The organism is Clavibacter sp. A6099 (assembly GCF_021919125.1).
GTDB lineage: Bacteria > Actinomycetota > Actinomycetes > Actinomycetales > Microbacteriaceae > Clavibacter > Clavibacter seminis.
In genome coordinates this window covers 3,236,239-3,260,953 of the sequence record NZ_CP083439.1, presented here as the reverse complement: position 1 = coordinate 3,260,953, position 24,715 = coordinate 3,236,239, and the positions used below count along the sequence as shown (strand labels likewise).

Here is a 24,715-nt window from a genome sequence, read left to right as displayed (position 1 = left end):
GTTTCCCCATCTGCCGTCACCAGGCTCGGTCCCGCGGCTGGTGCCGGGGCCGCCACGCGGTGCGCGGACTGCTGTCGACGCTGGAAGGGCGTCGCGGTCGTTCGTGCGGCGTCCGTCCCCGGAGGCTCCGAGGGTGCGGACCATCCGGGTACCGCGACCGCGGACAGCATAGTTACTCACAGGGTTATCCACCCTGTGTGCGAACGGGCCGTCAGCACCGCGCGGGCGATCCCCGACGCGTCGCGGCCACGCCACACGGTAGCCACTGTCGGAGATCAGGACAAATCGACCCTATCGACGGCGGCATGTCGATACCGGCCGATGGCCGGTCTGTGTGGATAATCACGATCCGGCTCCCGGGTTTGACCGCAGCCCGCCCGGCCCGTAGATTTAGGCAGTTGACCCAGCCCCTCGAGGCTGCCCCATCTTCCCAGCCGCACTCGTCGGCCCCGTGGACCAACCTGAGTGGAGACTCATCGTGAGCAAGCGCACCTTCCAGCCGAACAACCGCAAGAAGGCCAAGAAGCACGGCTTCCGCCTCCGCATGCGCACCCGTGCCGGCCGTGCCATCCTCGCCGCCCGTCGTGGCAAGGGACGCACCGAGCTCTCCGCGTAGCACGTGCTCGCTCGGCGGAATCGCGTGACGAGCGGTGCGGACTACCGCACCATCGTCAGGCGAGGACGCCGGACCACCACGGGGACCGCGGTCGTGTCCGCACTGGCCGGACCCCGTGATGCGCCTGCCCGCTTCGGGTTCATCGTCTCGAAGAAGGTCGGCAACGCCGTGACCCGAAACCTCGTCCGCAGGCGCCTCAAGGCCGTGTCGGCCGATGTGCTCCCCACGGTACCCGCGGGCACCTCCATCGTGATCCGAGTACTGCCAGGCATGGAGCAGACACCGTGGGATACCCTGCATGAGGAGATCGCGTCAGCCGTGACGCGGGTCGTGAGGACGATATGAAGAGGGCACTGACCTCCGTCGTCCTAGCGCCTCGGAACGCAACCATCGCCGTGATCGGCCTCTATCGGCGCGTCGTATCCCCTCTGTACGGGGACGTGTGCAGGTACTACCCGTCGTGCTCGGCCTACGGCCTCGAGGCCGTGCAGGAGCACGGGATCGTCCACGGCGGCCTCCTCGCCGCGTGGCGCGTGTGCCGGTGCCACCCTTGGGCGGCGGGCGGCATCGACGACGTCCCCGCTCGTCGGGTCCAGCAGTACCGGCGCACGAGGCTCGGATTCGTCGTCGCACCCAGCCACGGAAAGGGCTAACGACCACCTCATGGACTTCCTCGGAACGATCCTGTGGCCGATCAAGTGGGTCATCGAACTCATCCTGGTCGGCTTCCACACGCTGTGGACCACCCTCGGGCTGGATCCCGACAACGGCGCCACCTGGGTGCTCTCGATCGTGGGCCTCGTGCTCGTGGTCCGTGCTGCGCTCATCCCGATCTTCGTGCGCCAGATCAAGAACCAGCGCCGCATGATGGAGGTCGCGCCGCAGCTGAAGAAGATCCAGGACAAGTACAAGGGCAAGCGCGACCAGTTCTCCCGCGAGGCCATGTCCCGCGAGACCATGGCCCTGTACAAGGACACCGGCACCAACCCGCTGAGCAGCTGCCTCCCCCTGCTCCTGCAGATGCCGATCTTCTTCTCGCTCTACTCGGTGCTCCACCGTGCCGCGGTGGAGGAGCTGCCGGGCATCGGTCTCCTGAACGAGCAGCTCTCCCGTTCGTTCGGCGAGTCGTCGTTCCTCGGCGCTCCCCTGCAGTCGGCGATCTCGACGGCCAACGGCAACGTCACCGTCATCGTCATCGCGACCACGATGGTCATCCTCATGAGCGCGTCGCAGTTCATCACGCAGCTGCAGATCATGGCCAAGAACATGTCCGAGGAGACCAAGGCCAGCCCGATGTTCAAGCAGCAGCGCATCCTGCTGTACATCCTCCCGCTGGTGTTCGCCGTGTCCGGCATCGCCTTCCCCCTCGGCGTGATGTTCTACTGGCTGGTCTCGAACTTCTGGACGATGGGGCAGCAGTTCCTCGTCATCCGCAACATGCCGACTCCGGGTAGCGAGGCCGCGCGCGCCCGTGAGGCTCGGCTGGCGCGCAAGGGCAAGCTGGTCGCCCCTGAGACGGCGTCGGAGTCGTCGACCATCGTGGTGGAGGAGCGCAAGCCGGCACAGCGTCAGCAGCCGGTGAGTAAGAACCGCGCCAAGAAGCAGGCGGGATCCAAGAGCCGATGACCGACGTAGAGAGCGAGCCGGTGCTCGTGCCCACGGCACGTGGTCGTGGTGTTGACGGTGTGGCGGAGGACTCCGAGATCGAGCAGGCCGCGGTGGCCGTCGGCGCTGATGGCGTCGACGAGGGCGACATTGCGGCTGATTACATCGAGGAGCTCCTCGACATCTGCGACCTGGACGGCGACATCGACATCGATCAGCGCGGAGGGCGTGCATACGTCTCCGTCGACGCGGCGGACTCCCAGGACCTGCGCCTGCTGTCGAACCCGGAGACCGTCACGGCCCTCCAGGAGTTGACGCGGCTCGCGGTCCAGAACAGGACGGGCGTGTTCAGCCGTCTGATCCTCGATGTCGGCGGCTCTCGAGATGCGCGTCAGGTCGAGCTCGCCCAGCTCGTCGACCGCGCTATCGAGCGCATCTCCGCTGGATCTGCGACTGCGTCGCTCCCGCCCATGTCGTCGTATGAGCGGAAGCTCGTACACGACATCGTGGCCGAGCGGGGTTACACCTCGGAGTCCGAGGGTGAGGGGCGCGACCGTCACACGGTGATCACGAAGGCGTGAATCCCGCGGCGTGAATGGAGAGGCCCGGTCCGGCGGATCGGGCCTCTCTCGTCTTCGAACGCAGCCACGGGACGGCGCCTAAGTAGCACATACGTGTCACCAACGAGTGCTGGGATATGGGTGGCTGTGACGCGGAAGTCGTGGAGACGGGACTGAGCAGAGCTAGGCGTTTCGGATGATCGACGCTACTATTCCGAGGCCCGCAGAGTGATAGTCGATCCTTCGACTGTGAGCCCAGGCGTCGTGCGACGTGTTTCACGTGAAACGTGCGCCGACCCCGCAGAGGACGGTTGTTGCTCACTGCGCTTGGGTCCCTGGAGCGCGAGACCACCATACGCTGAGCCGGTAGTTTCACGTGAAACATGAGCGCAGGGCGAAGTGCGCGGATGACGGACCGAGCACCGGGTAGGGCCGGTCGTCGCTCAACATCACTGAACGCTAAACTCGCAGGACACGCCTCGCCACAGTCGTAACGAACGCGCGATGCTGAGACCGGTCGCGCACATGGTCGAGCTGACACAGCCGCCGAAAACAGGATGGATACGCGATGCCCGAGCAGATCATCATTGAGTCGGAGCCGACGGTGGCGGCGTCGCTATTCGGGGACCGCCTTGATGTTGCGCGCGAATTCGCGTCCCAGCTCGGTCAGCGGGGAGAGGAGCTCGGCCTCATCGGCCCGCTCGAGCCCCCACGACTCTGGTCACGACACATCATCAACTCCGTGCTGGTCGCGCCGCTTCTACGTCCTGGACTCGTCGGCGACATCGGAACCGGGGCGGGGCTGCCGGGACTGGTTCTCGCCATCGCCCGACCAGACGTCGAGTTCGTCCTCATCGAGCCCATGGAGCGCCGTGTCGCCTGGTTGGAAGAGCAGGTGGCACATCTGGCCATGGCCAACGTATCGGTACGACGAGCTCGTGCTGAAGAGGTGGCGCAGGAGTTCAGTCTCGACCAGGTGACCGCAAGGGCCGTGAGTGCATTCGCGAAGCTGATACCTCTCACCGTCCCGCTCGTGAAGACCGGGGGAGAGCTGGTGCTGATGAAGGGGTCAAACGCGGAGCGCGAGGTCGAGGCGGCGAGCAAAGCCATTCGGAAGTACCACTTGGAAGACGTCGAGGTGGTCGTGCTCGGCCATGGGCAGGTCGACGAGGTCACGAGAGTGATCCGGGCGCGAGTCGCATGAGCCACCATCGACGGTCGTTTCCGATAGAAGCCCTGATCCAGCAGGGATTACAGGGCAATCGCTGCGCCGACGCGGTCCGAATGTTGCACGTGAAACATGCCAATACACCCCATGTCCCCATCGCCCACTTCGACCGATCGGGAGCAGTCCATGGATGACGACCTGAGTCCAATAGCTCGCGAGCTCTCCGAGACGAGCCGACGACGCAAAGCTCTCGCCGGTCTCGTTCTGCCACGTCCGACACGCACTCGGGTCTTCACCATCGCCAATCAGAAGGGCGGGGTGGGGAAGACCACGTCCACCGTGAATCTCGCCGCGGCGCTCGCGAAGGCCGGCTCCCGGACGCTGGTCATAGACCTCGATCCGCAGGGCAACGCCTCGACGGCGCTCGGTGCAGACCGTGCCAGTGACCTCATGAGCGTCTACGACGTGCTCGTCAATGACGTCGCCGTGGAGAAGGCCGTGCAGAGGAGCCCGGAATTCGACACCCTCTTCTGCGTTCCTGCGACGATCCATCTCGCGGGGGCCGAGATCGAGCTCGTGAATCTGCCGCACCGTGAACGTCGGCTCCGGAAGGCCCTCGACGCCTTCTTGGCGTCGGACAGCGGGCGCGACTTCGACTATGTCCTGATCGACTGCCCACCGTCGCTCGGGCTGCTCACGATCAACGCGTTCAGCGCCGCCAGGGAGGTGCTGATCCCCATCCAGTGCGAGTACTACGCGCTCGAGGGCCTCAGCCAGCTGCTCTCGAACATCGAACTGATCGCGCAGCACCTCAACCCTGATCTGGCGATGTCCACCATCCTGCTGACCATGTACGACGGACGCACGAATCTGGCCCAACAGGTCGCGGCCGAGGTACGAGAGCACTTCCCTCAGCAGACGCTCACGACGCTTATCCCGCGGTCCGTCCGCATCAGCGAGGCGCCCAGCTACGGCCAGAGCGTCATCAGCTACGACCCCAATTCACCTGGCGCGCTCTCCTACCTGGAGGCGGCAGCCGAGATCGCACACCGAGGAGCCCAGAAGTAATGGCAACCAAGAGAACCGGCCTGGGTCGCGGCATCGGCGCGCTCATCCCCACCTCCGACGAGCGCAGCAGACCTGTCGACGTCTTCTTCCCGGACAGCATCGGCGCCGGTGCACCGAGCGGCGTTCAGGGGGAGTCGCGGGGGAAGGGGGAGCCGGAGCTCGTGGCCGTGCCAGGCGCGCGGCTGGCCAACCTCGATCCCGCGGACATCACCCCGAACGCGCAGCAGCCGCGCACTGACTTCCGCCAGGAAGAGCTCCAGGAGCTGATGGTGTCCATCCGGGAGTACGGGGTGCTCCAGCCGATCGTGGTGCGCCCGCTCGGTGCTGACGGGGATGGCCGCGCCCGCTACGAGCTCGTGATGGGGGAGCGTCGCCTGCGGGCCACCAAGGAGCTCGGCTTGGGCACCATCCCGGCCGTCATCAAGGACACCGCCGACGAGTCGATGCTCCGGGACGCGCTACTCGAGAATCTGCACCGGTCGGAGCTGAACCCCCTCGAGGAGGCGAGCGCCTATCAGCAGCTGCTGGCCGACTTCGCCATCACCCAGGACGAGCTCGCCCAGCGCCTCGGGCGGTCGCGGCCGCAGATCACCAACACGATCCGCCTGCTCCGTCTACCCGAGGACGTCCAGCATCGCGTCGCGGCCGGCGTCCTGTCCGCTGGGCACGCGCGCGCGATCCTGTCGTCCGGGGACGAGGACGCCATGCGCCACCTCGCCGAGAAGATCGTCAACGAGGATCTCTCCGTGCGGGCGGCGGAGGCTGCTGCGCAACGGGGGCAGCGGACCAACAAGCCGCGCAAGACCGCGAGCTCGGCGCGCAACGCGCATCTGGACGACACGGCCCAGCGCATCGGGGACCACCTCAACACGAGCGTGCGCGTGACCATGTCGGCCCAGAAGGGCCAGATCGTCATCGACTTCGCGACGGTGGGGGATCTGACCCGCATCGCCCAGGAGATGGGTGTCCCTGACGGCGACCCCAGCTGACACGACGGGAGGCGACCTCAGTGAGGTCGCCTCCCGTTCACGAACCTGCGGAGTCAGGGGGCGGAGGAGGCTCCCCGCGCGGCCTCGGCGAGGCGGCGGTAGAGATCGCCCACCTCGACCCCGGCAGCGGCGAGTCCCTGCGGGAGCAACGACGTCTCGGTGAGACCGGGGATGACGTTGACCTCGATGAACCAGGGCTCGCCCGCGGCGTCGATGATGATGTCCACTCGCGACATCTGTCCGATGCCGAGGGCGCGGTGGATCCCGATGGCAGCGGCGGACGCTGCGGCGGTCGCCTCGGGGGAGATGCGCGCGGGGGTGAAGAAGCGCGTGAGACCCGCGTTGTAGCGCGCCTCGTAGCCGTACACGCCGGACGTCGGCACGATCTCGGTCGCCGGCAGCGCTTCGGGACCGTCGCCGGTGTCGAGGACGCCGATCGCCACCTCGGTCCCCACGACGAGCTGCTCGATGAGGGCGACGTCGCCGTATGTGTAGGCGTCCACCATCGCACGCGGCAGGGCATCGGCATCGGTCACGATCGTGACCCCCTGCGCCGACCCGCCGCGGGCCGGCTTGACGGCATAGGGGGCGGGCACGGACTCGGTGACGAGGCGCAGGACGGCAGCCGCGCCGAGCTCACGGAACGTGTCCTTGGGGAGGGTCACGGATCGCGGCGTGCGGATGCCCGCGGACTCGGCGATCGCCTTCGCGGTCGGCTTGTCCCATGCGAGCCGCGCGGAACGTGCCGAGGAGCCCACATAGGGGACGCCCGCGAGCTCGAGCAGGCCGAGGAGCGCGCCGTCCTCACCGCTGGCCCCGTGGAGGACCGGCCAGACGACGGCGGGAGGCGTGTCCCGGAGGAAGTCGAGGAGGGTGGCGTCGGGATCGCGCAGGGACGCGTGGACACCGGCTGCGCGCAGGGCATCTGCCACGCGGCGACCGCTGCGGAGCGACACGTCGCGCTCATGGGAGATCCCGCCCGCGAGGACGAGGACGGAGAGGGGCTCGTGTGCGGTCATGATGCTCGATCCGGTTGCGGTCGGTGTTCGTGGACGCGGATGGTCAGTCGAGGTCCGGCGGGGGCGTGACGACGGACGTCGTGGGGCGTGACGAGAGCGCGCCCGTGCCGGAGAACGTGGTGAGCAGATCCAGCTCGTCGTCGATCACGCCCGCCATGCGGCGGATGCCTTCCCGGATGCGGTCAGGCGTCGGGTAGCAGAACGACAGTCGGATGGCGTCGCGTCCGCGGCCGTCGGCGTAGAACGCGGTGCCGGGCGTGTAGGCGACCAGGGCGGTCACGGCCCGGGGGAGCATCTGCTTGGAGTCGAGCTGCTCGGGGAGCTTCAGCCATACGTAGAAGCCGCCGTTGGGCACGGTCCAGGACAGGCCAGGCAGGTGCTCCTGGAGGGCGGACAGCGTGGCGTCGCGTCGCTCTCGGTACACGCCGCGGAAGGTGTCGATCTGGCCCTTCCAGTCCGAGGCGTGCAGGTACTCGGAGATGATCAGCTGGCTGAAGGAGCTGGGGGATAGCACCGCCGACTCCTGGGCGAGGATGAGCTTCTCGCGGATGGCGTGCGGCGCGAGCGCCCAGCCGACCCGGAAGCCGGGGGCGAGGGTCTTGGAGAACGAGCCGAGGTAGATGACCCCCTCGTCGTCGAGGCTGCGCATGGCGTCCGGCGCCGGTCGGTCGAACCAGAGGAGACCGTAGGGGTTGTCCTCGAGCACGAGGATGTCGTTCGAACGGCAGATCTCGAGGATCTCCGGTCGGCGGGCAGCCGACATGGTGACCCCGGCCGGGTTGTGGAAGTTGGGGACCGTGTAGAGGAACTTGATGGTGCGTCCCTCGCCGCGGATCCGGGCGATGGCCTCGCGCAGCGCCTCGGGGACGAGCCCGTCGTCGTCCATGACGACGTGCTCGACGACGGCCTGGTAGCTGCGGAAGACGCCGATCGCGCCGACGTAGCTGGGGGCCTCCGCGAGGATCACGTCGCCCGGGTCGATGAAGAGCTTCGTGACGAGATCCAGCGCCTGCTGCGAGCCCGTGGTGGTGACGATGTCGTCGACGCTGCCGCGGATGCCCTCGAGCGCCATGATCTCGAGGATGTCCTCGCGGAGCTCGGGCGTGCCCTGGCCGCCGCCGTACTGGAGCGCCACCGGCCCGCGCTCGCGCATGACCTTCTCCATCGCCGTGACGATGAGCTCCTGGGGGAGGGCGGAGACGAACGGCATGCCGCCGGCGAGCGAGACGACCTCGGGTCGGCTGGCCACGGCGAAGAGGGCGCGGACCTCGGAGGCGCTGAGGCCGGAGGTCCTCTCCGCGTAGTGGGGGAACCAGGGGTCGAGGTTGGTGCCCGCGGATTCGCGGGGGATGCCTGCAGGTGTCACGTCACGTCTCTCACTGTCCGATTGCCGTCCAGCCTAACGGGCGGCGGGCCGCGACCCCCGGTCCAGCGGCGGTGGCCGGCGACGGCGTGGGCGGACGACGGCGTGGGCGGACGACGGAGGGCCCGGCACCTCGCGGTGCCGGGCCCTCCGGATGTCCTCGCAGCCTGTCCGGCGCGAGAGACGGCTACTTGAGGAAGTCGGCGAACTCCTGCTCGAGGGCCGGCTTCGGCTTGGCGCCGATGACGGTCTTGACGACCTCGCCCTTCTGGAAGACCTTCATGGCCGGGATCGACGTGATCTTGTACTTCATCGCGATCTCGGGGTTGTCGTCCACGTCGATCTTGACGAGCTCGATGCCGGGGTTCTCGGCGGCGATCTGGTCGAGGACGGGGGAGACGGCCTTGCACGGGCCGCACCAGGGCGCCCAGAAGTCGACGATGACGGTCTTCTCGGCGTCGAGGACGTCGGCCTGGAAGCTGGCGTCGGTGACGTCGCGGGAGTGGGACATGGGTTCTCCTTCGTGTGGTTCTCGTGGATCCGAGCGGATGCCGGATCGGGTCGTGATGAGGGGTGCCGCTACTGGTGGTCGGCGCCGACGAGCTCGCCGTCGGGATCCACCGCGCTGCCGGCAGCCGGAGCGCCGTGGCCCGCGGGGCCGTCCGGTCCGTCGGATGCGGCGTCGAGCAGGGTGTCCGGCAGCGATGCGAGGAAGTGCTCCGCGTCGAGCGCCGCGACCGTGCCCGACGCGGCTGCCGTGACGGCCTGGCGGTAGGTCGGGTCGATCACGTCGCCGGCCGCGAACACGCCCGGCAGGTTGGTGCGCGAGGACCGGCCCTCGACGGCGATGGTGCCCTCGGTGGTGAGCTCGAGCTGCTGGTGGAAGAGGTGCGTGCGCGGGTCGTTGCCGATGGCGATGAAGAGGCCGTCGAGCGCGAGCGGGCGCTGCTCGCCGGTGACGGTGTCCTCGAGCACGACGCCGTCGACCTTCTCGCCGCCCGTGATGTCGACCACCTGCGCGTTCCAGACGAACTCGATCTTGGGGTTCTCGAACGCGCGGTCCTGCATGATCTTCGAGGCGCGCAGGGTGTCCTTGCGGTGGATGACGTAGACCTTCTCCGCGAAGCGCGTGAGGAAGGTGGCCTCCTCCATCGCGCTGTCGCCGCCGCCGACGACGGCGATGGTCTTCTGACGGAAGAAGAAGCCGTCGCACGTGGCGCACCAGGAGACGCCGTGGCCGCTGAAGCGGTCCTCCGCGGGGAGGCCGAGCTTGCGGTACGCGGATCCGGTGGCGGCGATGACGGCGAGGGCCTCGTGAACGTCGCCGTTGCCGAGGGTGACGCGCTTGACGTCGCCCGTGAGCTCGACCGACGTGACGTCGTCGAGGACGACCTCGGTGCCGAAGCGCTCGGCCTGCGCCTGCATCGCCATCATGAGGTCGGGGCCCTGGATGCCGTCGGTGAAGCCGGGGTAGTTCTCCACCTCGGTGGTGTTCATGAGCTCGCCGCCGGCCTCGACCGAGCTCGCGATGAGGAGGGGCGTGAGGTTGGCGCGCGCGGCGTAGATGGCGGCCGTGTACCCGGCCGGACCCGAACCGATGATGATGATCTGACGCACGACGGCTTCTCCTCCACTGCTCGGCGGGGCACCTTCCCGGCGCCCGCTCACCTCTGCAACAGACCCACGGTAGCGGCTATTCCTGCGGCTCCACCGGGCGGGGGCGCGTGCGCGGACACGCCCCCTGGCCGGTCGAGCCGACGGCGGCGCGCGGGGTCAGCGGCGGCGGATGCGGCGCATCACGGGGCCCGCGAGCTGCTGCAGCTCGGAGGAGCGCATGGCGGCCAGCGCGGCGACGTACACGGCCGTCATGACGGCGGCCAGGGGGATCCCGACGAGGAGCGCCTGGCCCTTCGACGCGACGCCCACTCCCTCGAACGCGCCGCCCGAGACGAGGGCGAGGAGCGCGATGCCGACGAGCGCGGTCGGCACTGCGGCGACGACGAAGCGGACCACGCTGCGGAGGATCCGACGCCCGTCGACGCGGCCGATGCGGCGGCGGAGGAGCACCGCGGTCAGGACGGCCTGGACGGTGACCGTGACGGTCTGGAGCAGGGCGAGCCCGACGCCGATCAGCTCGACGGGCTGCTGCGAGATGACCAGCGCTCCGACGATGAACAGCACGACCTGCGCGCACTGGATGAGGAACGGCGTGCGCGTGTCCGACAGGGCGTAGAAGGCGCGCTGCAGCACGAAGAGGGTGCTGAACGCCGGCAGGCCGAGGATGAAGGCGATCAGGACGATGCCGTAGCCGCGGACCTCGCCGATGTCGCCCGACACCATCACGCGCGCCACGGGTCCTGCCAGCACGGCGATGAGCGCGGTGGAGAGCACCGTCATGAGCGCGACGAGCCGCACGGCCGAGGAGAGGTCCGCGCGCATGCTGTCGTGGTCGCCCTCGCCCGCGTGCGTGCTCATCCGGGTGAAGTACGCGGTGGCGATGGAGACCGCGAAGATCGAGTGCGGCAGCATGAAGAAGAGCCACGCGTTGAGCAGGATCGTGCTCGAGGGGCTGTCCGAGGTGGCGGCGATGTTCGCCACGTTCGACTGCGCGATCCCGGCGAGCTGCGTCACGACGAGCATGCCGAACGTCCAGCCCGCGAGGCGGCCGGCGGTGCCGAGGCCCACGCCCCGCCACGCGAAGTCGAACCGGAAGCGCAGGCCCACGCGGCGCCAGAACACGAAGAGGATGAGCGCCTGGGCGACGACGCCGAGGGTCGCGGATCCGGCGAGCACGACGATCTTGTCGAGGCTCCAGTCGTCGACGGGGCGGCTGCCGGAGCCGAACATGGCCTGGAAGACGAGGAGGCCGGCGATGGCGACCACGTTGTTGAGGACGGGCGCCCACGTGAAGGGCCCGAAGGATCCCCGGGCGTTCAGGACCTCGCCGAGCACGGCGTAGAGCCCGTAGAAGAGGATCTGCGGCAGGCACCAGTAGGCGAACGCGACGACGAGCGCGAAGACGTCCGGCGGCAGGGTGGCGGCGTAGAGGCGCGAGACGACGGGAGCGCCCACGGTCGCGAGGATCGTGACCCCGCCGAGGACGACGATCGCGATGGTGACGAGCTTGTTGATGTATCCGGCGCCGCCGTCGGCGTGCTTTGCGGCGCGCACGACCTGCGGCACGAGGACGGCGTTGAGGACGCCGCCCGCGATGATCACGTAGATGTTGTTCGGCAGCTGGTTCGCGTTGGAGAACGCGTTGGAGCTGCCGAGGGTGGCGCCGATGGTCTGCAGCAGCACGATGGCCTTGACGAAGCCGAGGATCCGCGAGACGAACGTGCCCGAGGCGAGCAGGGCGGACGCACGGCCGATGCCGCCGCGGGGAGCGGGGGACGCGGTCATGCCGGGTCCGATCCGGGGGCGGGCGGCGCGATCCGGTCAGTCATCGATCTCCTCGGGCAGGCCGGCGAGCTGCCGGGCACGGGCGCGGCGGCGCTTGCGGATGCTGCGGAACAGGCCGAAGCCGAACAGGAGCGCGACGGCGGCGACGAACAGCGTCGTGACGACGGCCTCGAACCCGGCCCGGATGAAGAGCTCGACGGGCGCGCTCTCGCCGATCTGGACGGAACCGTCTTGGGTGGTCAGCCGCGCGGTGACCACGACGTCGCCGTTGGAGATGGAGGTGATGGGCGGGCGGGCCGATGCGCTGCCGTGCGCCGGGACCGTGACGAGCGCGGAGCCGTCGACGCGGATCCGGCCGCTGCCGGCGATGATCGACAGCCGCACCGTGACGGGCTGGTCGAGCTCGTTGCTGACGTTGACGAGGAGGCTCGTCGTGTCGCTGATGACGGTGTTCTGACGGGTGGTGATGGCGACCGAACCCAGCAGCGCGTCCGCCTGCGCCGTGTAACCGTCTTGGATGGTCACCAGTCCATCCGGGTCGTCGCGCCAGCGGTTCGAGAGCGTCGCGAGGAGCAGCATCCGCTGCTGGCCGGTGATGAGCTCGGGGCGTTCGACCGCCTTGGCGAACGCGTCGACCTGCGCCTCGAGCGACATCGCGTCGGCGACGCGCTGGACCCGCGTGGCGTCCTCCGGGTGATCCACGACCTGCAGCGGCACGGGCGCGGTGGCGAAGGCGGCGCCCAGCTGCGCGGTGTCGCTGAAGGGGAGTCCCTGGATCGCGTCGAGCAGCTGTCCCAGCCGTCCGCCGGAGGCCGCCCAGCCGCGCTCGAGACCCGCCACGACCACGTGGCCGTCGGCCGCGCGCGCGTCGGCCGCGAGGGTCGCCGAGAGCTGGGCCAGCGCGATCCCGAAGGCCTCGTCCGTCTCCGCGGAGAGCGCCTGGTCGACGAGGGCGGAGACACGGGCGTCGGTCACGAGCACGGTCGTGTCGCCGATCGTCCCGGTCGCGGCGACGGACGCGGATCCCGTGGACTGCACGTCGCCGCTCCCGAGGATCGCCGTGGTGGTGCCGCTGGCGGCGAGAACCCCGAGGTCGCCCGAGGTCACGGTGCCCGCGGCCGGCCAGGAGACGCCGGAGATCGTGTGGTCCCAGGCGGTCAGGTCGGCGAGGCTCGGCGCGGGGGCCAGCACCGGCGCCGATGGCGTGGGGCTCGGCTCGGGACTGGAGGAGGGAGCGGGCGTCTCGGCGGGGGCGGCGGTCGCGGCGCCGGCGATGGCGGATCCACCGCGCATGCCGCTGGCGGCGGGGGACTCCGCGGCCGTGGGGGTCTCGCTGGGCGTCGAGCTCGGGGACGGCGCGGGCGTCGAGCCCGGCGCCGCGAACCGGCTCGCCCGCACGGCGTAGGAGGCGTCCGTGGGCGCGAGGAGCGTCGCGGCCCCCGCCTGCGCCTGCACGGCGACGTCGGCGTCCGCCCATGCCAGCGCGAAGGTCTCGTTCGGGATCTCGCGGAGGCGCTGCAGCCACTCGACGGCGGACGCGGGGGCGTCGGCGCCGAGGATCCGGATGGACGCGATGATCCGCGGGTCGATGCCCACCGCGACGGGCCGGCCGTAGACCGCGTCGAGCTGGCGCGTGAGAGTGCCGCCCGCCGCCGTGTAGGTCGCGAGGGCCTCGGCGTCGATGAAGTCCGACGCGCTCGGGGGGACGGTGAGCGGCATGACGGCCGCGACGGGCGTGGGCGCCGGATCCGCGCCGGGGCTCCAGACGACCGCACCGCGTCCCGTCGCGACGTCAGCGCCGCCGGCATCGAGCTCCGCCGTGAGCCCGCGCGGCCCGAACCCGCCCCGGCTGCCCTGCAGGGCCACGGTCGCCGACGGCACCGTGATGGCCACGTCGACCGTGCCGCCCGCGGGCACCTCCGGGGTGTCGGCGCGGCCGATCCGCGGGCCGGTGCGCGAGTTCGCCTCGGTCGACGCGGTGTCGAGCCAGCCGTCGATCTTCGTGCGGGTGTCGAGGACGGTGCGGTTGAGGTCGAGGTCGATGCGCCCGGACGGCACCGCGGCCTCCGTCGCGTTGACGACGGACACTGTGACGGCGAGGTCCTGGCCGGGCGTGAGGATCCCCTCGGCCGCGGGCGTGACGGTGAGCGTGACGCCGTCGGTGGCCGCGTGCGCCGGGGTCGACGGACCCGCGACCGTCCCGGCGGCGAGCGTCCCGGCGGCGACCGTGACGCACACGAGGGTGGAGATCGTGCGTCGAGCGGATCGCCGGATCAGCCGGAGGGCTCTGTCCGTGCGGGTGTGGCCGGCGTCGTGTCGAGGCGCGGCGTGCATCTGGCGATTCTAAATGGCTGGCCCCGCGCGGCCCGTGTGCGCTCGCCGTGGACGCCGGAAGCCCGGCGTCGTCCCGCCGTAGACTGTCCGACCATGCACAGCGTCGCACAGGCCCTCGAGCGTCTCCGCGAGCTGGCCGCATCGCCCCCGGTCGCCGTGCTCGCGCGCGCCTTCCACGAGGCGGGTCACGAGCTCGCCCTCGTCGGCGGCCCCGTGCGCGACGCGTTCCTCGGCCGCGACGCGACCGACCTCGACCTCACCACGGACGCGCGCCCGGATCGCATCCTCGAGATCGTGAAGCCCGTCGCCGACGCCCACTGGGACATCGGCCGCGCCTTCGGGACCATCGGCGCGCGCATCAAGGGGGAGCAGGTCGAGATCACGACCTACCGCACCGACCAGTACGACGGCGTCTCCCGGAAGCCCGAGGTCGAGTTCGGCTCGTCGCTCGAGGAGGACCTCGTGCGCCGCGACTTCACGGTGAACGCGCTCGCCGTGCGCCTGCCGCAGGTGGTGCTGGTGGATCCGTCCGGTGGCATCGACGACCTCCTCGCCCAGGTGCTCCGCACGCCCGTCGCCCCCGAGGTCTCGTTCGGCGACGACCCGCTCCGCATGATGCGCGCCGTCCGCTTCGCCTCGCAGCTCGGCTTCCGGCTCGACGACGCCGCGCTCGCCGCCATCCGCGACATGGCCCCGCGGATCCTCGACATCTCCGTCGAGCGCGTGAGCGACGAGCTCTCCAAGCTGCTGCGCACCCCCGAGCCGCGCGCCGGCCTCGACCTGCTCGTCGAGGGCGGCCTGGCCGACCACGTGCTCCCCGAGCTGCCGGCGATGAAGCTGGAGGCGGACGAGCACCACCGTCACAAGGACGTCTACCAGCACTCCCTCCAGGTGCTCGACCAGGCCATCGACCACGAGCGCTCCCGCCACCCGGGCGACGCGCCGGATCTCGTCCTCCGCCTCGCCGCGCTCCTCCACGACATCGGCAAGCCGTCCACGCGCCGGCTAGAGCCGGGCGGGGTCGTCACCTTCCACCACCACGACGTCGTCGGATCCAAGATGGCCAAGCGCCGGCTCCGCGCGCTCCGCTTCGACAACGACACGATCGCGTCGGTCGCGCGCCTCATCGAGCTGCACCTCCGCTTCTTCGGCTACACCGAGGGCGGCTGGACCGACTCGGCCGTCCGTCGCTACGTGCGCGACGCGGGTCCCGAGCTCGAGCGGCTGCACATGCTGACCCGCGCCGACGTCACGACGCAGAACCGCCGCAAGGCCGACCGCCTCGGATTCGCCTACGACGACCTCGAGACCCGCATCGCCGAGCTCGCCGAGCAGGAGGAGATGGCGGCGGTGCGCCCCGACCTCGACGGCGAGGCCATCATGCGGATCCTCGACGTGCCGCCCGGACCGGTCGTCGGCCGGGCCTACCGCTTCCTGCTCGAGCTGCGCCTCGACGAGGGCCCCCTCCCCGCGGAGGAGGCCGAGCGCCGCCTCGTCGCGTGGTGGGCGGCCGAGCAGGGCTGATCCGCTCGGCCCCGACCCGCGGCCTGGTGCGACTCCTCCCCATCCGGTAGTCTTGCGAGGTTGTCCGCCCGGCAACGGGATTCCCCTGCCCCGCGCGGACAGATGCACATACCCTCCTGTCGCAGATCGTCTGCGACCGTTCAAGTCCGAAGGAGGTGGGTTAGTGACGCATCAGTACGAACTCATGGTGATCCTGGATCCCGAGATCGATGAGCGCACCGTCGCTCCCAGTCTCGACAAGTTCCTCAACGTCATCCGCACCAGCGGTGGCACCGTCGACAACGTCGACGTCTGGGGCCGTCGTCGACTGGCGTACGAGATCAACAAGAAGAACGAGGGCATCTACGCCGTCGTCCAGCTCACCGCCACGAGCGAGGCCACGCAGGAGCTCGACCGCCAGCTGGGTCTGTCCGAGGCCGTCATGCGCACCAAGGTGCTGCGTGCCGAGGAGGCCATGGCCATGGTCGCGTCCGCTCGCAAGCTCGCCGACGAGAAGGCCGCCCGCAAGGCAGCCGCCACGTCCAAGGCCGCAGACGCCGCGCCCCAGGCGCCCGCCACGGACGCCGCTCCGGCGACGCCCGGCAAGCCGGCAGCGCAGGCTGCTTCCAGCGAGAAGACCGGGGAGTAGTCGATGGCCGGCGAAACCATCATCACGGTCGTGGGCAACCTCACCAGTGATCCGGAGCTGCGTTACACGCAGAACGGGCTGGCGGTAGCCAACTTCACCATCGCCTCCACGCCGAGGTCCTTCGACCGCGCGAGCAACGACTGGAAGGACGGCGACGCCCTCTTCCTCCGTGCGAGCGTGTGGCGCGAGTTCGCCGAGCACGTGGCGTCCTCGCTCACCAAGGGCTCGCGTGTCGTCGCGACCGGCCGCCTCAAGCAGCGGTCGTACGAGACGAAGGAGGGCGAGAAGCGCACCTCCATCGAGCTCGAGGTCGACGAGATCGGCCCCTCGCTCCGCTACGCGACCGCTCAGGTCACGCGCGCGGCCGGCGGCGGCGGCAACGGCGGCGGGGGCAACTCCGGCGGCGGTGGCCGTGGCCAGTTCGGCGGCGGACAGCCCCAGCAGCAGCAGGTGGCCGAGGAGCCGTGGGGCACACCCGCGAGCTCGGGCGGCAACTCCGGCGGCGGCGACGGCGGCTGGTCCAACCCCGGCAACTTCAACGACGAGACGCCCTTCTAGGGCTCGTCGCACTACGTACGAAAGACAGGAAGAATCATGGCTGGAAAGAGCAGCGGCGACCGCCGCAAGCCTCTCCGCGGAGCCAAGGGCGGCAAGAACGCCGCCCCGGCGAAGTCCATCCGCGTCGGCGTCATCGACTACAAGGATGTCGCCACCCTCCGCAAGTTCATCTCCGAGCGGGGAAAGATCCGCGCTCGTCGCATCACCGGTGTCTCGGTGCAGGAGCAGCGCCTCATCGCGCGCGCAGTCAAGAACGCGCGCGAGATGGCACTTCTCCCCTACGCCGGCTCTGGCCGTTAAGGGGTAATGGAATGTCGAAAGTGATCCTCACGACCGAGGTCTCCGGCCTCGGTTCCCCCGGAGACGTCGTCGAGGTCAAGAACGGGTTCTCCCGCAACTACCTCGTGCCCCAGGGCTTCGCGGTCATCTGGAGCCGCGGCGGCGAGAAGCAGATCGAGCAGATCAAGGCAGCGCGTGCCGCTCGCGAGCACGCGACCATCGAGGAGGCGCAGGACCTCAAGAGCCGCCTCGAGGCCAAGATCGTCAAGCTCACCGTCAAGGCCGGTCAGGGCGGGCGCCTCTTCGGCTCCGTCAAGACGTCCGACATCGCCAAGGCGGTCGAGGAGTCCGGCATCGGCCAGGTCGACAAGCGCAAGATCGAGATCCCCAACGCCATCAAGGCCACGGGGAACCACGAGGCCACGATCCGGCTCCGTGACGACATCGTCGCCACGATCAGCCTGCAGGTCGTCGCCGCGAAGTAACGCAGCACGAGATCGATGGCGGTGGGCTCATGGAGCCCACCGCCATCGACGGTTAACCAGCCGGTCAGAGGCCTCTGGATCCCCAGTCCCATCCACAGGCCCGGCTCTAGCAGACGAACTCTCAAGCCCTGGTGCAGACTAGTTTTCCCACATCGGTGGGGGAGAACTCCAGGCCTGGTCAGCACGGGATTCAGACCAGAAAAAACTCAGTAGTGCACAGGCTTGTCCCCAGGTAGTCCACACGATCCCCGGCGTTTCGCCCACTTTGTCCACAGTCTCGTCCACAGGGGCATTTGGTCCTGGCCGGACCGGATCCATATCGTGGGGCAGCGCCCGTCCAACGGGTCGCGGAGGACCCGTCAGCGGTCCGGCCGACGTCGTCTGAGCGGTGTCGGAGGTCCGAGCTAGAACGGTCGTGCGGGCGCATCCGCCCAGCCGACCGAGGGGAGCCGCACGTGTCCATCGCCCATCTGGGTCTCGCCGGCGAACGGGACGAGCGCGACAAGCGCGCCGGCCACGAGCGCACGCCGCCGCACGACCTCCTCGCCGAGCAGAGCGCCATCGGCGGCATGCTCCTCAGCAAGGACGCGGTCGCCGACGCGGTCGAGCAGGTGCGGGCGATCGACTTCTACATCCCCAAGCACGAGATCATCTTCGACGCCATCCTGTCGCTGTACTCGCACGGCGAGCCCACGGACGTCATCGCGGTCACCGACGAGCTCACCAAGCTCGGCGAGCTGAGCCGTGCGGGCGGCGCCGACTACCTCCACACCCTCACGAGCGTCGTCCCCACGGCAGCCAACGCCGGGTTCTACGCGTCCATCGTCGCCGAGAAGGCGGTGCTGCGGCGCCTGGTCGAGGCCGGCACCCGCATCGTGCAGATGGGCTACGCCAGCGAGGGCGAGGTCGTCGACCTCGTGAACAACGCGCAGGCGGAGATCTACGGCGTCACGGGCGGCGTCGAGGCGGAGGACTACGTGCCGCTCACGGACGCGGTCACGGTCGCCATCGACGAGATCGAGGCGGCGAAGGGCAAGGACGGCCAGATGACCGGCGTGCCCACGGGCTTCGCCGACCTCGACGCGCTCACCAACGGCCTGCACCCCGGCCAGCTCATCATCGTCGCCGCGCGCCCCGCGCTCGGGAAGTCGACCCTGGCGCTCGACTTCGCGCGGGCGGCGAGCATCAAGTACGACATGCCGTCCATCTTCTTCAGCCTCGAGATGGGGCGCAGCGAGATCGCGATGCGCCTGCTGTCCGCCGAGGCGTCCGTGCCGCTCCAGAGCATGCGCAAGGGCACCGTGGACGCCAGGGACTGGACGACCATCGCGCAGACGCGCGGCCGCATCAACGACGCGCCGCTCTACATCGACGACAGCCCCAACATGACGCTCGTCGAGATCCGCGCGAAGTGCCGTCGGCTCAAGCAGAAGGTCGGGCTGAAGCTGGTCGTCATCGACTACCTGCAGCTCATGACGAGCGGCAAGAAGGTCGAGTCGCGCCAGCAGGAGGTCTCGGAGTTCTCGCGTGCGCTCAAGCTCATGGCGAAGGAGCTGCAGGTGCCGGTCATCGCGCTGTCGCAGCTGAACCGCGGGCCCGAGCAGCGCGCCGACAAGATGCCGGCCATCTCCGACCTCCGCGAGTCCGGCTCGCTCGAGCAGGACGCCGACATGGTCATCCTGCTGCACCGCGAGAGCGCCTACGAGAAGGACAACCCGCGTGCGGGCGAGGCCGACTTCATCGTCGCCAAGCACCGCAACGGCCCGACCGGCACCATCACGGTCGGGTTCCACGGGCACTTCTCGCGCTTCGCGGACATGCCGGCGGGCGGGTAGCCGGAGGGCTACCACGTCGGGCGGAGACGCCCGCGGAGGTGCCGCTCGTCCGGCGCGCGGCGGTGCAACCGGCGCCCCTGGCGAGCGACCGCGCGGACCGACGGATCGAGGCGCGGCTCCGGCGCGGGTCCCAGTCAGGGCGCGAAGTAGAGGTGAGCGTGCGCAGCACAGCCGGGGTTGAACGCGGCGCCGCAGCTCGGGCAGGCGTCCGCCGCGAGGTACTCGGGCACGGACATCGTGGCGCGGCAGACGCCGCAGAGCGCGGCCGGCAGGTGGTGGGCCGAGCGGAGGATCACTTCCAGCGGGTGGTCGGCGACGTCCGCGTGGCAGAGGTGGCACGGGTACCACGCGTCGCAGCACGGAGCGCGGAGGGCGACCACGTCGAGCGCGGAGCCGTAGTGGACGCAGCGGGTCTCGGCGTCGATCGCCGGGCCGCGGACGACGACGGCATCGACGTCCGTGGTCGTGTCCCGGGGGATGGCAGGGGACTCCATCGCCGGTCCGCCGACGGGAGCGGCCTCGACGGAGGTGCGGTGATCGGCCAAGGTGGTCACGGCTGCAGTGCCGGAGGAGCCAAGCGAAGGCCCGTGACCGGGTGAGGGGGTCACGCGCGAATCCTCGAGATCACGCGTCCGGGAGGGCCGTCGCCGCGTCGACGAGGGTGAGCTCGGGGCTGTCGCGCTGGATCGCCTTCAAGCGCCACGGGGTGGTGATGAGGGCGATGTGCGTGCCGTCGGAGCGCACGAGCACCTCGACGCCGATGGTCTTCGCGAGGGCCGGCGCCGAGGCGGCGTCGGTGATCCGGGCCACCTGGTACTCGAGCGGCTCCATGCGCAGCGGCGCGCGGAACTCGTTCGTCATGCGCTCGACGACGACCTCGAACTGCATGGGGCCGACCGCGCCGAGGACGGGGGCCTGGTCGCCGCGGAGGTCGGAGCGCATCACCTGGATTACACCCTCGTGATCCAGCTGCTCGATGCCCTTGCGGAACTGCTTGTGCGTGCTCGTGTCCTTCGAACGCACGACGCGGAAGAGCTCGGGCGCGAACTGCGGGAGGCGCGGGAACGTGACGGGTGCGCCGTCGAAGAGCGTGTCGCCCACGCGGATGTTGGACGCGTTCACGAGGCCGACGACGTCGCCCGGATACGCGTCGTCGACGGTGGAGCGCTCGCGGCCGAAGAGCTGCTGCGCGTACTTGGTGACGAAGGGGCGGCCGGTCTGGGCGTGCGTGACGGTCATGCCGCGGTGGAAGACGCCCGAGCAGATCCGCATGAAGGCGAGGCGGTCGCGGTGCGCGGTGTTCATCCCGGACTGCACCTTGAAGACGAAGCCGGAGAAGTCCTCCTCGACGGGGCGCGTGCGGTCCTGCTCGTCCGGCCGGGGCTGAGCGGCTGGGGCGATGGCGTCGAGCGCATCGAGGATGTGGGTGACGCCGAAGTTGAGGACGGCGGCCGCGAAGAGCACGGGCGTGGTGCGCCGGGCGAGGAACGACTCCTCGTCGTGGTCCTGGCCCTCCTCGTGCAGGAGCTCGCTCTCCTCGACCGCGTTCGTCCAGGCGGGTCCGGCCGCGGCCAGCGCCTCGTCGGGCGACATGCGGGTCTCGGGGGCGATGCTCGCGCCGCCGGCCGTGCGCGTGAAGTGCACGCACTCGCCGCTGGAGCGGTCGACCACGCCGAAGAACGCGCCGGACTCGCCGACCGGCCACGTGAGCGGGGTGGGGAGGAGGCCCGTGCGCTCCTTGATCTCGTCCATGAGGTCGAGCGGCTCGCGGCCCGGGCGGTCCCACTTGTTGATGACGGTGATGATCGGGATGCGGCGCTGGCGGCACACCTCGAACAGCTTCATGGTCTGGGTCTCGAGCCCGCGGGAGGCGTCGACCAGCATGATCGCGGCGTCCACCGCGGAGAGGACGCGGTAGGTGTCCTCGGAGAAGTCGGCGTGGCCGGGGGTGTCGACGACGTTCATGACGGTGTCGCGGTGGGTGAACTGGATCGCGGCGGAGCTCACCGAGATGCCGCGCTCCTTCTCCATGTCCATCCAGTCGGAGACCGTGGACTTCCGGCCCTGCTTGCCGTGCACCGCGCCCGCGGATCCGATGGCGTGCGCGTGCAGCAGCAGTGCCTCCGTGAGCGTGGACTTGCCCGCGTCGGGGTGGGAGATGACGGCGAAGGTGCGACGGCGGGACGCCTCGCGCAGCACGGGGGAGGCGGAGGCCGAGGCGGGCGCGCGGGGAGGGGTGATGGTCGACACCTCCCCATGGTACGAGGCGGTGTCGGGCGGGGGATCCGCGCGGTCGGGTGGCCGGGTCAGCGGGCGCGGAGGCGGTCGAGGAACTCGTCGGCCATGGCGAGGTGCTCGGCCAGGCGACGGCGGCGCTCCTCCGCGTCGGCGACGAAGGCGGCGAGGTCCGCGCGCAGGGAGGCGATGTCGTCATCCGGCCCGGCGGCGTCGAGGGCGTCCGTGACCTCGAGCAGGCGCACCATCTCCTCGAGCGAGAAGCCGAGCGGCTTCATCCGGCGGATGAGGAGGAGGCGCTCCAGGTCGTCGGCCGTGTAGAGGCGGAAGCCGCCCTCCGATCGGCCGGACGGGCGCAGGAGGCCGGTCTCGTCGTAATGGCGGAGCGTGCGGTGGGACATGCCGGTGCGCTCGGCGAGCTCGCCGATCTGCATGGTCGCGGGGCCGGCAGGTCGCGTCATGCGGGCCTCCAGACGGGTCCTCCCCGGGCGAGGGAGGGTGGACGGGTTGCGGACGGGCGACCGCATCCGACCATTGTCCCCGATCCTGGCGCGCGGCACCTCCGGGGTCCGCATGGCGTCGCGGTCGGGACAGGGCGTGCGCGCGGAGCCGCGTCGGCGTCGCTCGGCGTCGCTCGTAGGATCGGGCGCATGAGGATCGCATTCGTCTCGCTGCACACGTCGCCGATCCAGACACCCAGCACCGGCGACGCCGGCGGGCTCAACGTCTACCTCCTGGAGCTCGCACGGAGCCTCGGGCGGCAGGGGCACGAGGTGCAGCTGATCACGCGCGCCACGGATCCGGCCGACCCGGCCGTGCTCCCCGTCGCGCCGGGCGTCGAGCTGCGGGCGCTCCGGGCGGGGCCGGTCGGCCCGCTCGCGAAGGAGGAGCTGCCCGGGATCACGGACGCCTTCGCCGACGCGCTCGCCGCGCTGCCGCCGGCCGATGTCGTGCACGCGCACTACTGGTTGTCGGCCGTGGCCGCGCTTCCCGTCGCGCGCGCATGGGGCGTGCCGCACGTGCTGACGCTGCACTCGGTCTCCGCGGGCAAGAACCGCCGGCTCGTGGCGGGGGACACCCCGGAGCCGGCCTCGCGGCTCGCGGACGAGGGGCGGCTCGTGCGCGCGTCTGACCTCGTGGTCGCGTCCGCGGAGTCGGAGAAGCGGCTGCTCGTGGAGGCCTACGACGCGGATCCCGCGGCGGTGCACGTCGTGGCGCCTGGTGTGGAGGAGGCGTTCCTGCGGGAGCCGTCGGGCCGCGATGGCGCGGGGCGGGTGCGGATCGTGCTGCTCGGGCGGATCCAGCCGCTCAAGGGGCAGGACGTCGCGCTGCGGGCCCTCGCCCTGCTGGATCCCGCGACCCGGCCCCTGCTCGTGATCGCCGGCGGGGTCTCGCCCGGCCGGGATGCGTACGCGGCGAGCCTGCACGCGCTCGTGCGGTCGCTCGGCCTCGAGGACGACGTCGTCTTCGCGGGCGCGCTCGATCGGGCGGCGACCGCCCGCGTCCTCGCCGGCGCGCACCTCGCGCTCATGCCGTCGGCGGCCGAGACCTACGGTCTCGTGGCCCTCGAGGCGGCCGCGTGCGGCACGCCCGTCGTCGCGGCGCGGACGGAGGGGCTGGTCGACTCGGTGCGGGACGGCGTGAGCGGCGTGTTCGTGCCCACGCGGGATCCCGCCGACTGGGCCCGGGCGATCCGCGACCTGCTCGCCGACCGGCCCGCCCTCGCGAGGCTCTCGGCGTCGGCCCGGGAGCACGCGGCCAGGCGCACGTGGGACGTCGCGGCGGCGGACGTGGCGGAGGAGTACCGGGCGCTGCGGACGCGGAGCGCGGCGGGTGGCGCGGGTTGCGCGTCTGGCGCGGATCCGGCGGCGGGCGCCCGGGACTGAGCCGGTCCGCTCGGCCTCAGTCGCGCCACTCCCGTCCGCGTGCCACGTCCTCCGCGGCGCGCTCGAGCCAGGTGACGGCGTCCGCGCGTGCGGCGTCGGCGGATCCGGCGAGGTCGGTGAGGGAGCGCGCGGCGGCGAACCCGTCGGTGGGGGCGGCGATGGCGCCGGCCACGAGGATCGCCGCGGTCCCGTGCGCCCGCGCCAGGTCGAGCACGTGCGAGGCGACCTTGCCCGTCCGCGACTGCGCGTCGAAGCGGCCCTCGCCCGTGATCACGACGTCGGCGTCCGCGACGAGGTCGGCCAGGCCGATCGCGTCGGCCACGCCGGCGGATCCGGATCCCACGACCGCGCCCCACGCGACGAGGCCCGCCGCGGTGCCGCCCGCCGCGCCCGCGCCCGGGGTGGCCGGACCGACGTGGAGCAGGCCGGCGAGGTGGGCCAGGCCCGAGTCGAGCACGTTCACGTCCGCGGGCGTCGCGCCCTTCTGCGGACCGTAGACGGCGGCGGCGCCCGCGGGCCCGGTGAGGGGAGCGGTGACGTCGCCGAGGACCAGGGCCCCGCCCTCCGGCAGCGCCCGGAGCGCGGTGAGGTCGAGCGTCGCGATGTCCGCGAGCCCGCCGCCGCCGTCGCCAGCCGGTGATCCGTCCGCGCGGAGGGCCCGCGCCCCGAGTTCGCGGAGCGCGCCGACGCCGCCGTCCGTGGACGAGCTGCCGCCGAGCGCGAGCAGCAGGCGCGGCACGCCCGCGTCGAGCGCCGCCCCGATCGCGCGTCCGAATCCGCGGGTGTGGGCGGTGAGCGGGCGGAGCGGATCCAGCAGCGTGATCCCGCTCGTGGACGCGACCTCGACCACGCCCGTGCCGTCGGGCAGCAGGAGCCAGTGCGCGTCGACGGGCCGGTCGTCGGGTCCCGGGACGCGGACGGGCATGCGGCGCGCTCCCGGGACGGCCGCCGCGAGCACGTCGAGGGTGCCCTGCCCGCCGTCGGCCATGGGCGCGATCGCCACGTCGTCGTCGGGCCGGGCGCGCAGCCAGCCGCGGCGGAGGGATCCAGCGGCCTCGACGGCGGTGGCGGATCCGGTGAGCGAGTCGGGGGACATGACGACGCGCAGCGGTCGGGGAGCGACGGTGCTCATGGCGCCAGTCTGCCGGACGCGGCCGGAGC

24 protein-coding genes and 1 pseudogene are annotated in these 24,715 nt (G+C 70.8%); 15 read left to right on the top strand and 10 right to left on the bottom strand.

What is annotated here, in order from left to right; all coding sequences use genetic code 11:
- The first annotated feature begins 478 nt into the window (after positions 1-478).
- The 8 genes from rpmH to KYT88_RS15570 all read left to right on the top strand — a co-directional run bounded on the left by rpmH (position 479) and on the right by KYT88_RS15570 (position 6,006).
- A complete protein-coding gene (gene rpmH, locus KYT88_RS15605; RefSeq protein WP_012039665.1) occupies positions 479-616 on the top strand; it encodes a 50S ribosomal protein L34 in 138 nt (45 codons plus the stop codon).
- A gap of 3 nt (positions 617-619) precedes the next feature.
- Positions 620-961: a ribonuclease P protein component gene (gene rnpA, locus KYT88_RS15600; protein WP_081840884.1), complete on the top strand. Its 342-nt coding sequence runs from the start codon at positions 620-622 to the stop codon at positions 959-961.
- Positions 958-1,269, top strand: a complete 312-nt coding sequence (gene yidD / locus KYT88_RS15595) for a membrane protein insertion efficiency factor YidD (protein WP_043583641.1) — start codon at positions 958-960, stop codon at positions 1,267-1,269. The genes rnpA and yidD overlap by 4 nt, the downstream gene beginning before the upstream one ends.
- A 10-nt stretch (positions 1,270-1,279) precedes the next feature.
- A complete protein-coding gene (gene yidC / locus KYT88_RS15590) occupies positions 1,280-2,242 on the top strand; it encodes a membrane protein insertase YidC (RefSeq protein ID WP_043583643.1) in 963 nt (320 codons plus the stop codon).
- On the top strand, positions 2,239-2,802 hold the full coding sequence (locus tag KYT88_RS15585; RefSeq protein WP_043583645.1) for a Jag family protein: 564 nt from the start codon (positions 2,239-2,241) through the stop codon (positions 2,800-2,802). The genes yidC and KYT88_RS15585 overlap by 4 nt, the downstream gene beginning before the upstream one ends.
- 547 nt (positions 2,803-3,349) lie before the next feature.
- Positions 3,350-3,985 (top strand): 16S rRNA (guanine(527)-N(7))-methyltransferase RsmG, encoded by a 636-nt coding sequence (gene rsmG, locus KYT88_RS15580; RefSeq protein ID WP_043583647.1) that lies wholly within the window; start codon positions 3,350-3,352, stop codon positions 3,983-3,985.
- Between the two features lie 150 nt (positions 3,986-4,135).
- Complete coding sequence (locus tag KYT88_RS15575) at positions 4,136-5,017, top strand: ParA family protein (protein ID WP_081840885.1); 882 nt, start codon at positions 4,136-4,138, stop codon at positions 5,015-5,017.
- Positions 5,017-6,006 carry a ParB/RepB/Spo0J family partition protein gene (locus KYT88_RS15570; protein ID WP_043583648.1) on the top strand — a complete coding sequence of 330 codons (990 nt, stop codon included), beginning with the start codon at positions 5,017-5,019 and terminating at the stop codon, positions 6,004-6,006. The genes KYT88_RS15575 and KYT88_RS15570 overlap by 1 nt, the downstream gene beginning before the upstream one ends.
- Positions 6,007-6,059: 53 nt before the next feature.
- On the opposite strand, the gene KYT88_RS15565 is transcribed toward KYT88_RS15570, so the two are convergent.
- The 6 genes from KYT88_RS15565 to KYT88_RS15540 form a co-directional block, all read right to left on the bottom strand.
- Positions 6,060-7,025 (bottom strand): D-alanine--D-alanine ligase family protein, encoded by a 966-nt coding sequence (locus KYT88_RS15565; protein ID WP_043583650.1) that lies wholly within the window; start codon positions 7,023-7,025, stop codon positions 6,060-6,062.
- 43 nt (positions 7,026-7,068) lie between these two features.
- On the bottom strand, positions 7,069-8,391 hold the full coding sequence (locus KYT88_RS15560) for an aminotransferase-like domain-containing protein (RefSeq protein WP_043583652.1): 1,323 nt from the start codon (positions 8,389-8,391) through the stop codon (positions 7,069-7,071).
- 184 nt (positions 8,392-8,575) lie between these two features.
- Positions 8,576-8,899, bottom strand: coding sequence for a thioredoxin (trxA, locus tag KYT88_RS15555; RefSeq protein WP_012039655.1), 324 nt, complete (start codon positions 8,897-8,899; stop codon positions 8,576-8,578).
- A gap of 68 nt (positions 8,900-8,967) precedes the next feature.
- Positions 8,968-10,005 (bottom strand): thioredoxin-disulfide reductase, encoded by a 1,038-nt coding sequence (trxB, locus tag KYT88_RS15550; RefSeq protein ID WP_043583654.1) that lies wholly within the window; start codon positions 10,003-10,005, stop codon positions 8,968-8,970.
- Positions 10,006-10,161: 156 nt separating this feature from the next.
- Positions 10,162-11,790, bottom strand: a complete 1,629-nt coding sequence (gene murJ, locus KYT88_RS15545) for a murein biosynthesis integral membrane protein MurJ (protein WP_043583656.1) — start codon at positions 11,788-11,790, stop codon at positions 10,162-10,164.
- Positions 11,791-11,826: 36 nt separating this feature from the next.
- Complete coding sequence (locus KYT88_RS15540; protein WP_043583658.1) at positions 11,827-14,124, bottom strand: DUF6049 family protein; 2,298 nt, start codon at positions 14,122-14,124, stop codon at positions 11,827-11,829.
- 93 nt (positions 14,125-14,217) lie between these two features.
- On the opposite strand from KYT88_RS15540, the gene KYT88_RS15535 reads away from it, so the two are divergent.
- The 6 genes and pseudogenes from KYT88_RS15535 to dnaB all read left to right on the top strand — a co-directional run bounded on the left by KYT88_RS15535 (position 14,218) and on the right by dnaB (position 19,433).
- The gene (locus KYT88_RS15535) at positions 14,218-15,648 is read left to right on the top strand and encodes a CCA tRNA nucleotidyltransferase (protein WP_043583660.1); all 1,431 of its coding nucleotides are present in this window, start codon (positions 14,218-14,220) and stop codon (positions 15,646-15,648) included.
- A 184-nt stretch (positions 15,649-15,832) separates the two neighbouring features.
- A pseudogene (gene rpsF / locus KYT88_RS15530) lies at positions 15,833-16,177 on the top strand (30S ribosomal protein S6); the annotation flags it as partial.
- Positions 16,178-16,279: 102 nt separating this feature from the next.
- Positions 16,280-16,834, top strand: coding sequence for a single-stranded DNA-binding protein (locus tag KYT88_RS15525; protein ID WP_043583663.1), 555 nt, complete (start codon positions 16,280-16,282; stop codon positions 16,832-16,834).
- Between the two features lie 36 nt (positions 16,835-16,870).
- Complete coding sequence (rpsR, locus tag KYT88_RS15520) at positions 16,871-17,134, top strand: 30S ribosomal protein S18 (protein WP_012039648.1); 264 nt, start codon at positions 16,871-16,873, stop codon at positions 17,132-17,134.
- 11 nt (positions 17,135-17,145) lie between these two features.
- Positions 17,146-17,598 (top strand): 50S ribosomal protein L9, encoded by a 453-nt coding sequence (gene rplI, locus KYT88_RS15515; protein ID WP_012039647.1) that lies wholly within the window; start codon positions 17,146-17,148, stop codon positions 17,596-17,598.
- A 455-nt stretch (positions 17,599-18,053) separates the two neighbouring features.
- A complete protein-coding gene (gene dnaB / locus KYT88_RS15510) occupies positions 18,054-19,433 on the top strand; it encodes a replicative DNA helicase (RefSeq protein WP_012039646.1) in 1,380 nt (459 codons plus the stop codon).
- Between the two features lie 134 nt (positions 19,434-19,567).
- Here dnaB and KYT88_RS15505 read toward each other — a convergent pair whose 3' ends face one another.
- The 3 genes from KYT88_RS15505 to KYT88_RS15495 form a co-directional block, all read right to left on the bottom strand.
- The gene (locus tag KYT88_RS15505; protein WP_043583665.1) at positions 19,568-19,987 is read right to left on the bottom strand and encodes a CHY zinc finger protein; all 420 of its coding nucleotides are present in this window, start codon (positions 19,985-19,987) and stop codon (positions 19,568-19,570) included.
- A gap of 70 nt (positions 19,988-20,057) precedes the next feature.
- On the bottom strand, positions 20,058-21,683 hold the full coding sequence (locus KYT88_RS15500) for a peptide chain release factor 3 (protein ID WP_043583667.1): 1,626 nt from the start codon (positions 21,681-21,683) through the stop codon (positions 20,058-20,060).
- A gap of 56 nt (positions 21,684-21,739) precedes the next feature.
- On the bottom strand, positions 21,740-22,129 hold the full coding sequence (locus KYT88_RS15495; protein ID WP_043583669.1) for a MerR family transcriptional regulator: 390 nt from the start codon (positions 22,127-22,129) through the stop codon (positions 21,740-21,742).
- Positions 22,130-22,318: 189 nt separating this feature from the next.
- Here KYT88_RS15495 and KYT88_RS15490 point away from each other — a divergent pair, with 189 nt between their 5' ends.
- The gene (locus KYT88_RS15490) at positions 22,319-23,554 is read left to right on the top strand and encodes a glycosyltransferase (RefSeq protein WP_043583671.1); all 1,236 of its coding nucleotides are present in this window, start codon (positions 22,319-22,321) and stop codon (positions 23,552-23,554) included.
- Positions 23,555-23,570: 16 nt separating this feature from the next.
- On the opposite strand, the gene KYT88_RS15485 is transcribed toward KYT88_RS15490, so the two are convergent.
- The gene (locus KYT88_RS15485; protein WP_043583673.1) at positions 23,571-24,686 is read right to left on the bottom strand and encodes a glycerate kinase; all 1,116 of its coding nucleotides are present in this window, start codon (positions 24,684-24,686) and stop codon (positions 23,571-23,573) included.
- Positions 24,687-24,715 lie beyond the last annotated feature (29 nt).

Bases quoted from the DNA above. Each gene is read 5' to 3' on its own strand.
- KYT88_RS15495 (WP_043583669.1), bottom strand. From the start codon at position 22,129: ATGACGCGACCTGCCGGCCCCGCGACCATGCAGATCGGCGAGCTCGCC.
- murJ (WP_043583656.1), bottom strand. From the start codon at position 11,790: ATGACCGCGTCCCCCGCTCCCCGCGGCGGCATCGGCCGTGCGTCCGCC.
- KYT88_RS15540 (WP_043583658.1), bottom strand. From the start codon at position 14,124: ATGCACGCCGCGCCTCGACACGACGCCGGCCACACCCGCACGGACAGA.
- KYT88_RS15490 (WP_043583671.1), top strand. From the start codon at position 22,319: ATGAGGATCGCATTCGTCTCGCTGCACACGTCGCCGATCCAGACACCC.
- rpsR (WP_012039648.1), top strand. From the start codon at position 16,871: ATGGCTGGAAAGAGCAGCGGCGACCGCCGCAAGCCTCTCCGCGGAGCC.
- trxA (WP_012039655.1), bottom strand. From the start codon at position 8,899: ATGTCCCACTCCCGCGACGTCACCGACGCCAGCTTCCAGGCCGACGTC.
- KYT88_RS15565 (WP_043583650.1), bottom strand. From the start codon at position 7,025: ATGACCGCACACGAGCCCCTCTCCGTCCTCGTCCTCGCGGGCGGGATC.
- KYT88_RS15570 (WP_043583648.1), top strand. From the start codon at position 5,017: ATGGCAACCAAGAGAACCGGCCTGGGTCGCGGCATCGGCGCGCTCATC.
- KYT88_RS15525 (WP_043583663.1), top strand. From the start codon at position 16,280: ATGGCCGGCGAAACCATCATCACGGTCGTGGGCAACCTCACCAGTGAT.
- KYT88_RS15585 (WP_043583645.1), top strand. From the start codon at position 2,239: ATGACCGACGTAGAGAGCGAGCCGGTGCTCGTGCCCACGGCACGTGGT.
- yidD (WP_043583641.1), top strand. From the start codon at position 958: ATGAAGAGGGCACTGACCTCCGTCGTCCTAGCGCCTCGGAACGCAACC.
- yidC (WP_043583643.1), top strand. From the start codon at position 1,280: ATGGACTTCCTCGGAACGATCCTGTGGCCGATCAAGTGGGTCATCGAA.
- KYT88_RS15575 (WP_081840885.1), top strand. From the start codon at position 4,136: ATGGATGACGACCTGAGTCCAATAGCTCGCGAGCTCTCCGAGACGAGC.
- KYT88_RS15485 (WP_043583673.1), bottom strand. From the start codon at position 24,686: ATGAGCACCGTCGCTCCCCGACCGCTGCGCGTCGTCATGTCCCCCGAC.
- rplI (WP_012039647.1), top strand. From the start codon at position 17,146: ATGTCGAAAGTGATCCTCACGACCGAGGTCTCCGGCCTCGGTTCCCCC.
- rsmG (WP_043583647.1), top strand. From the start codon at position 3,350: ATGCCCGAGCAGATCATCATTGAGTCGGAGCCGACGGTGGCGGCGTCG.
- KYT88_RS15535 (WP_043583660.1), top strand. From the start codon at position 14,218: ATGCACAGCGTCGCACAGGCCCTCGAGCGTCTCCGCGAGCTGGCCGCA.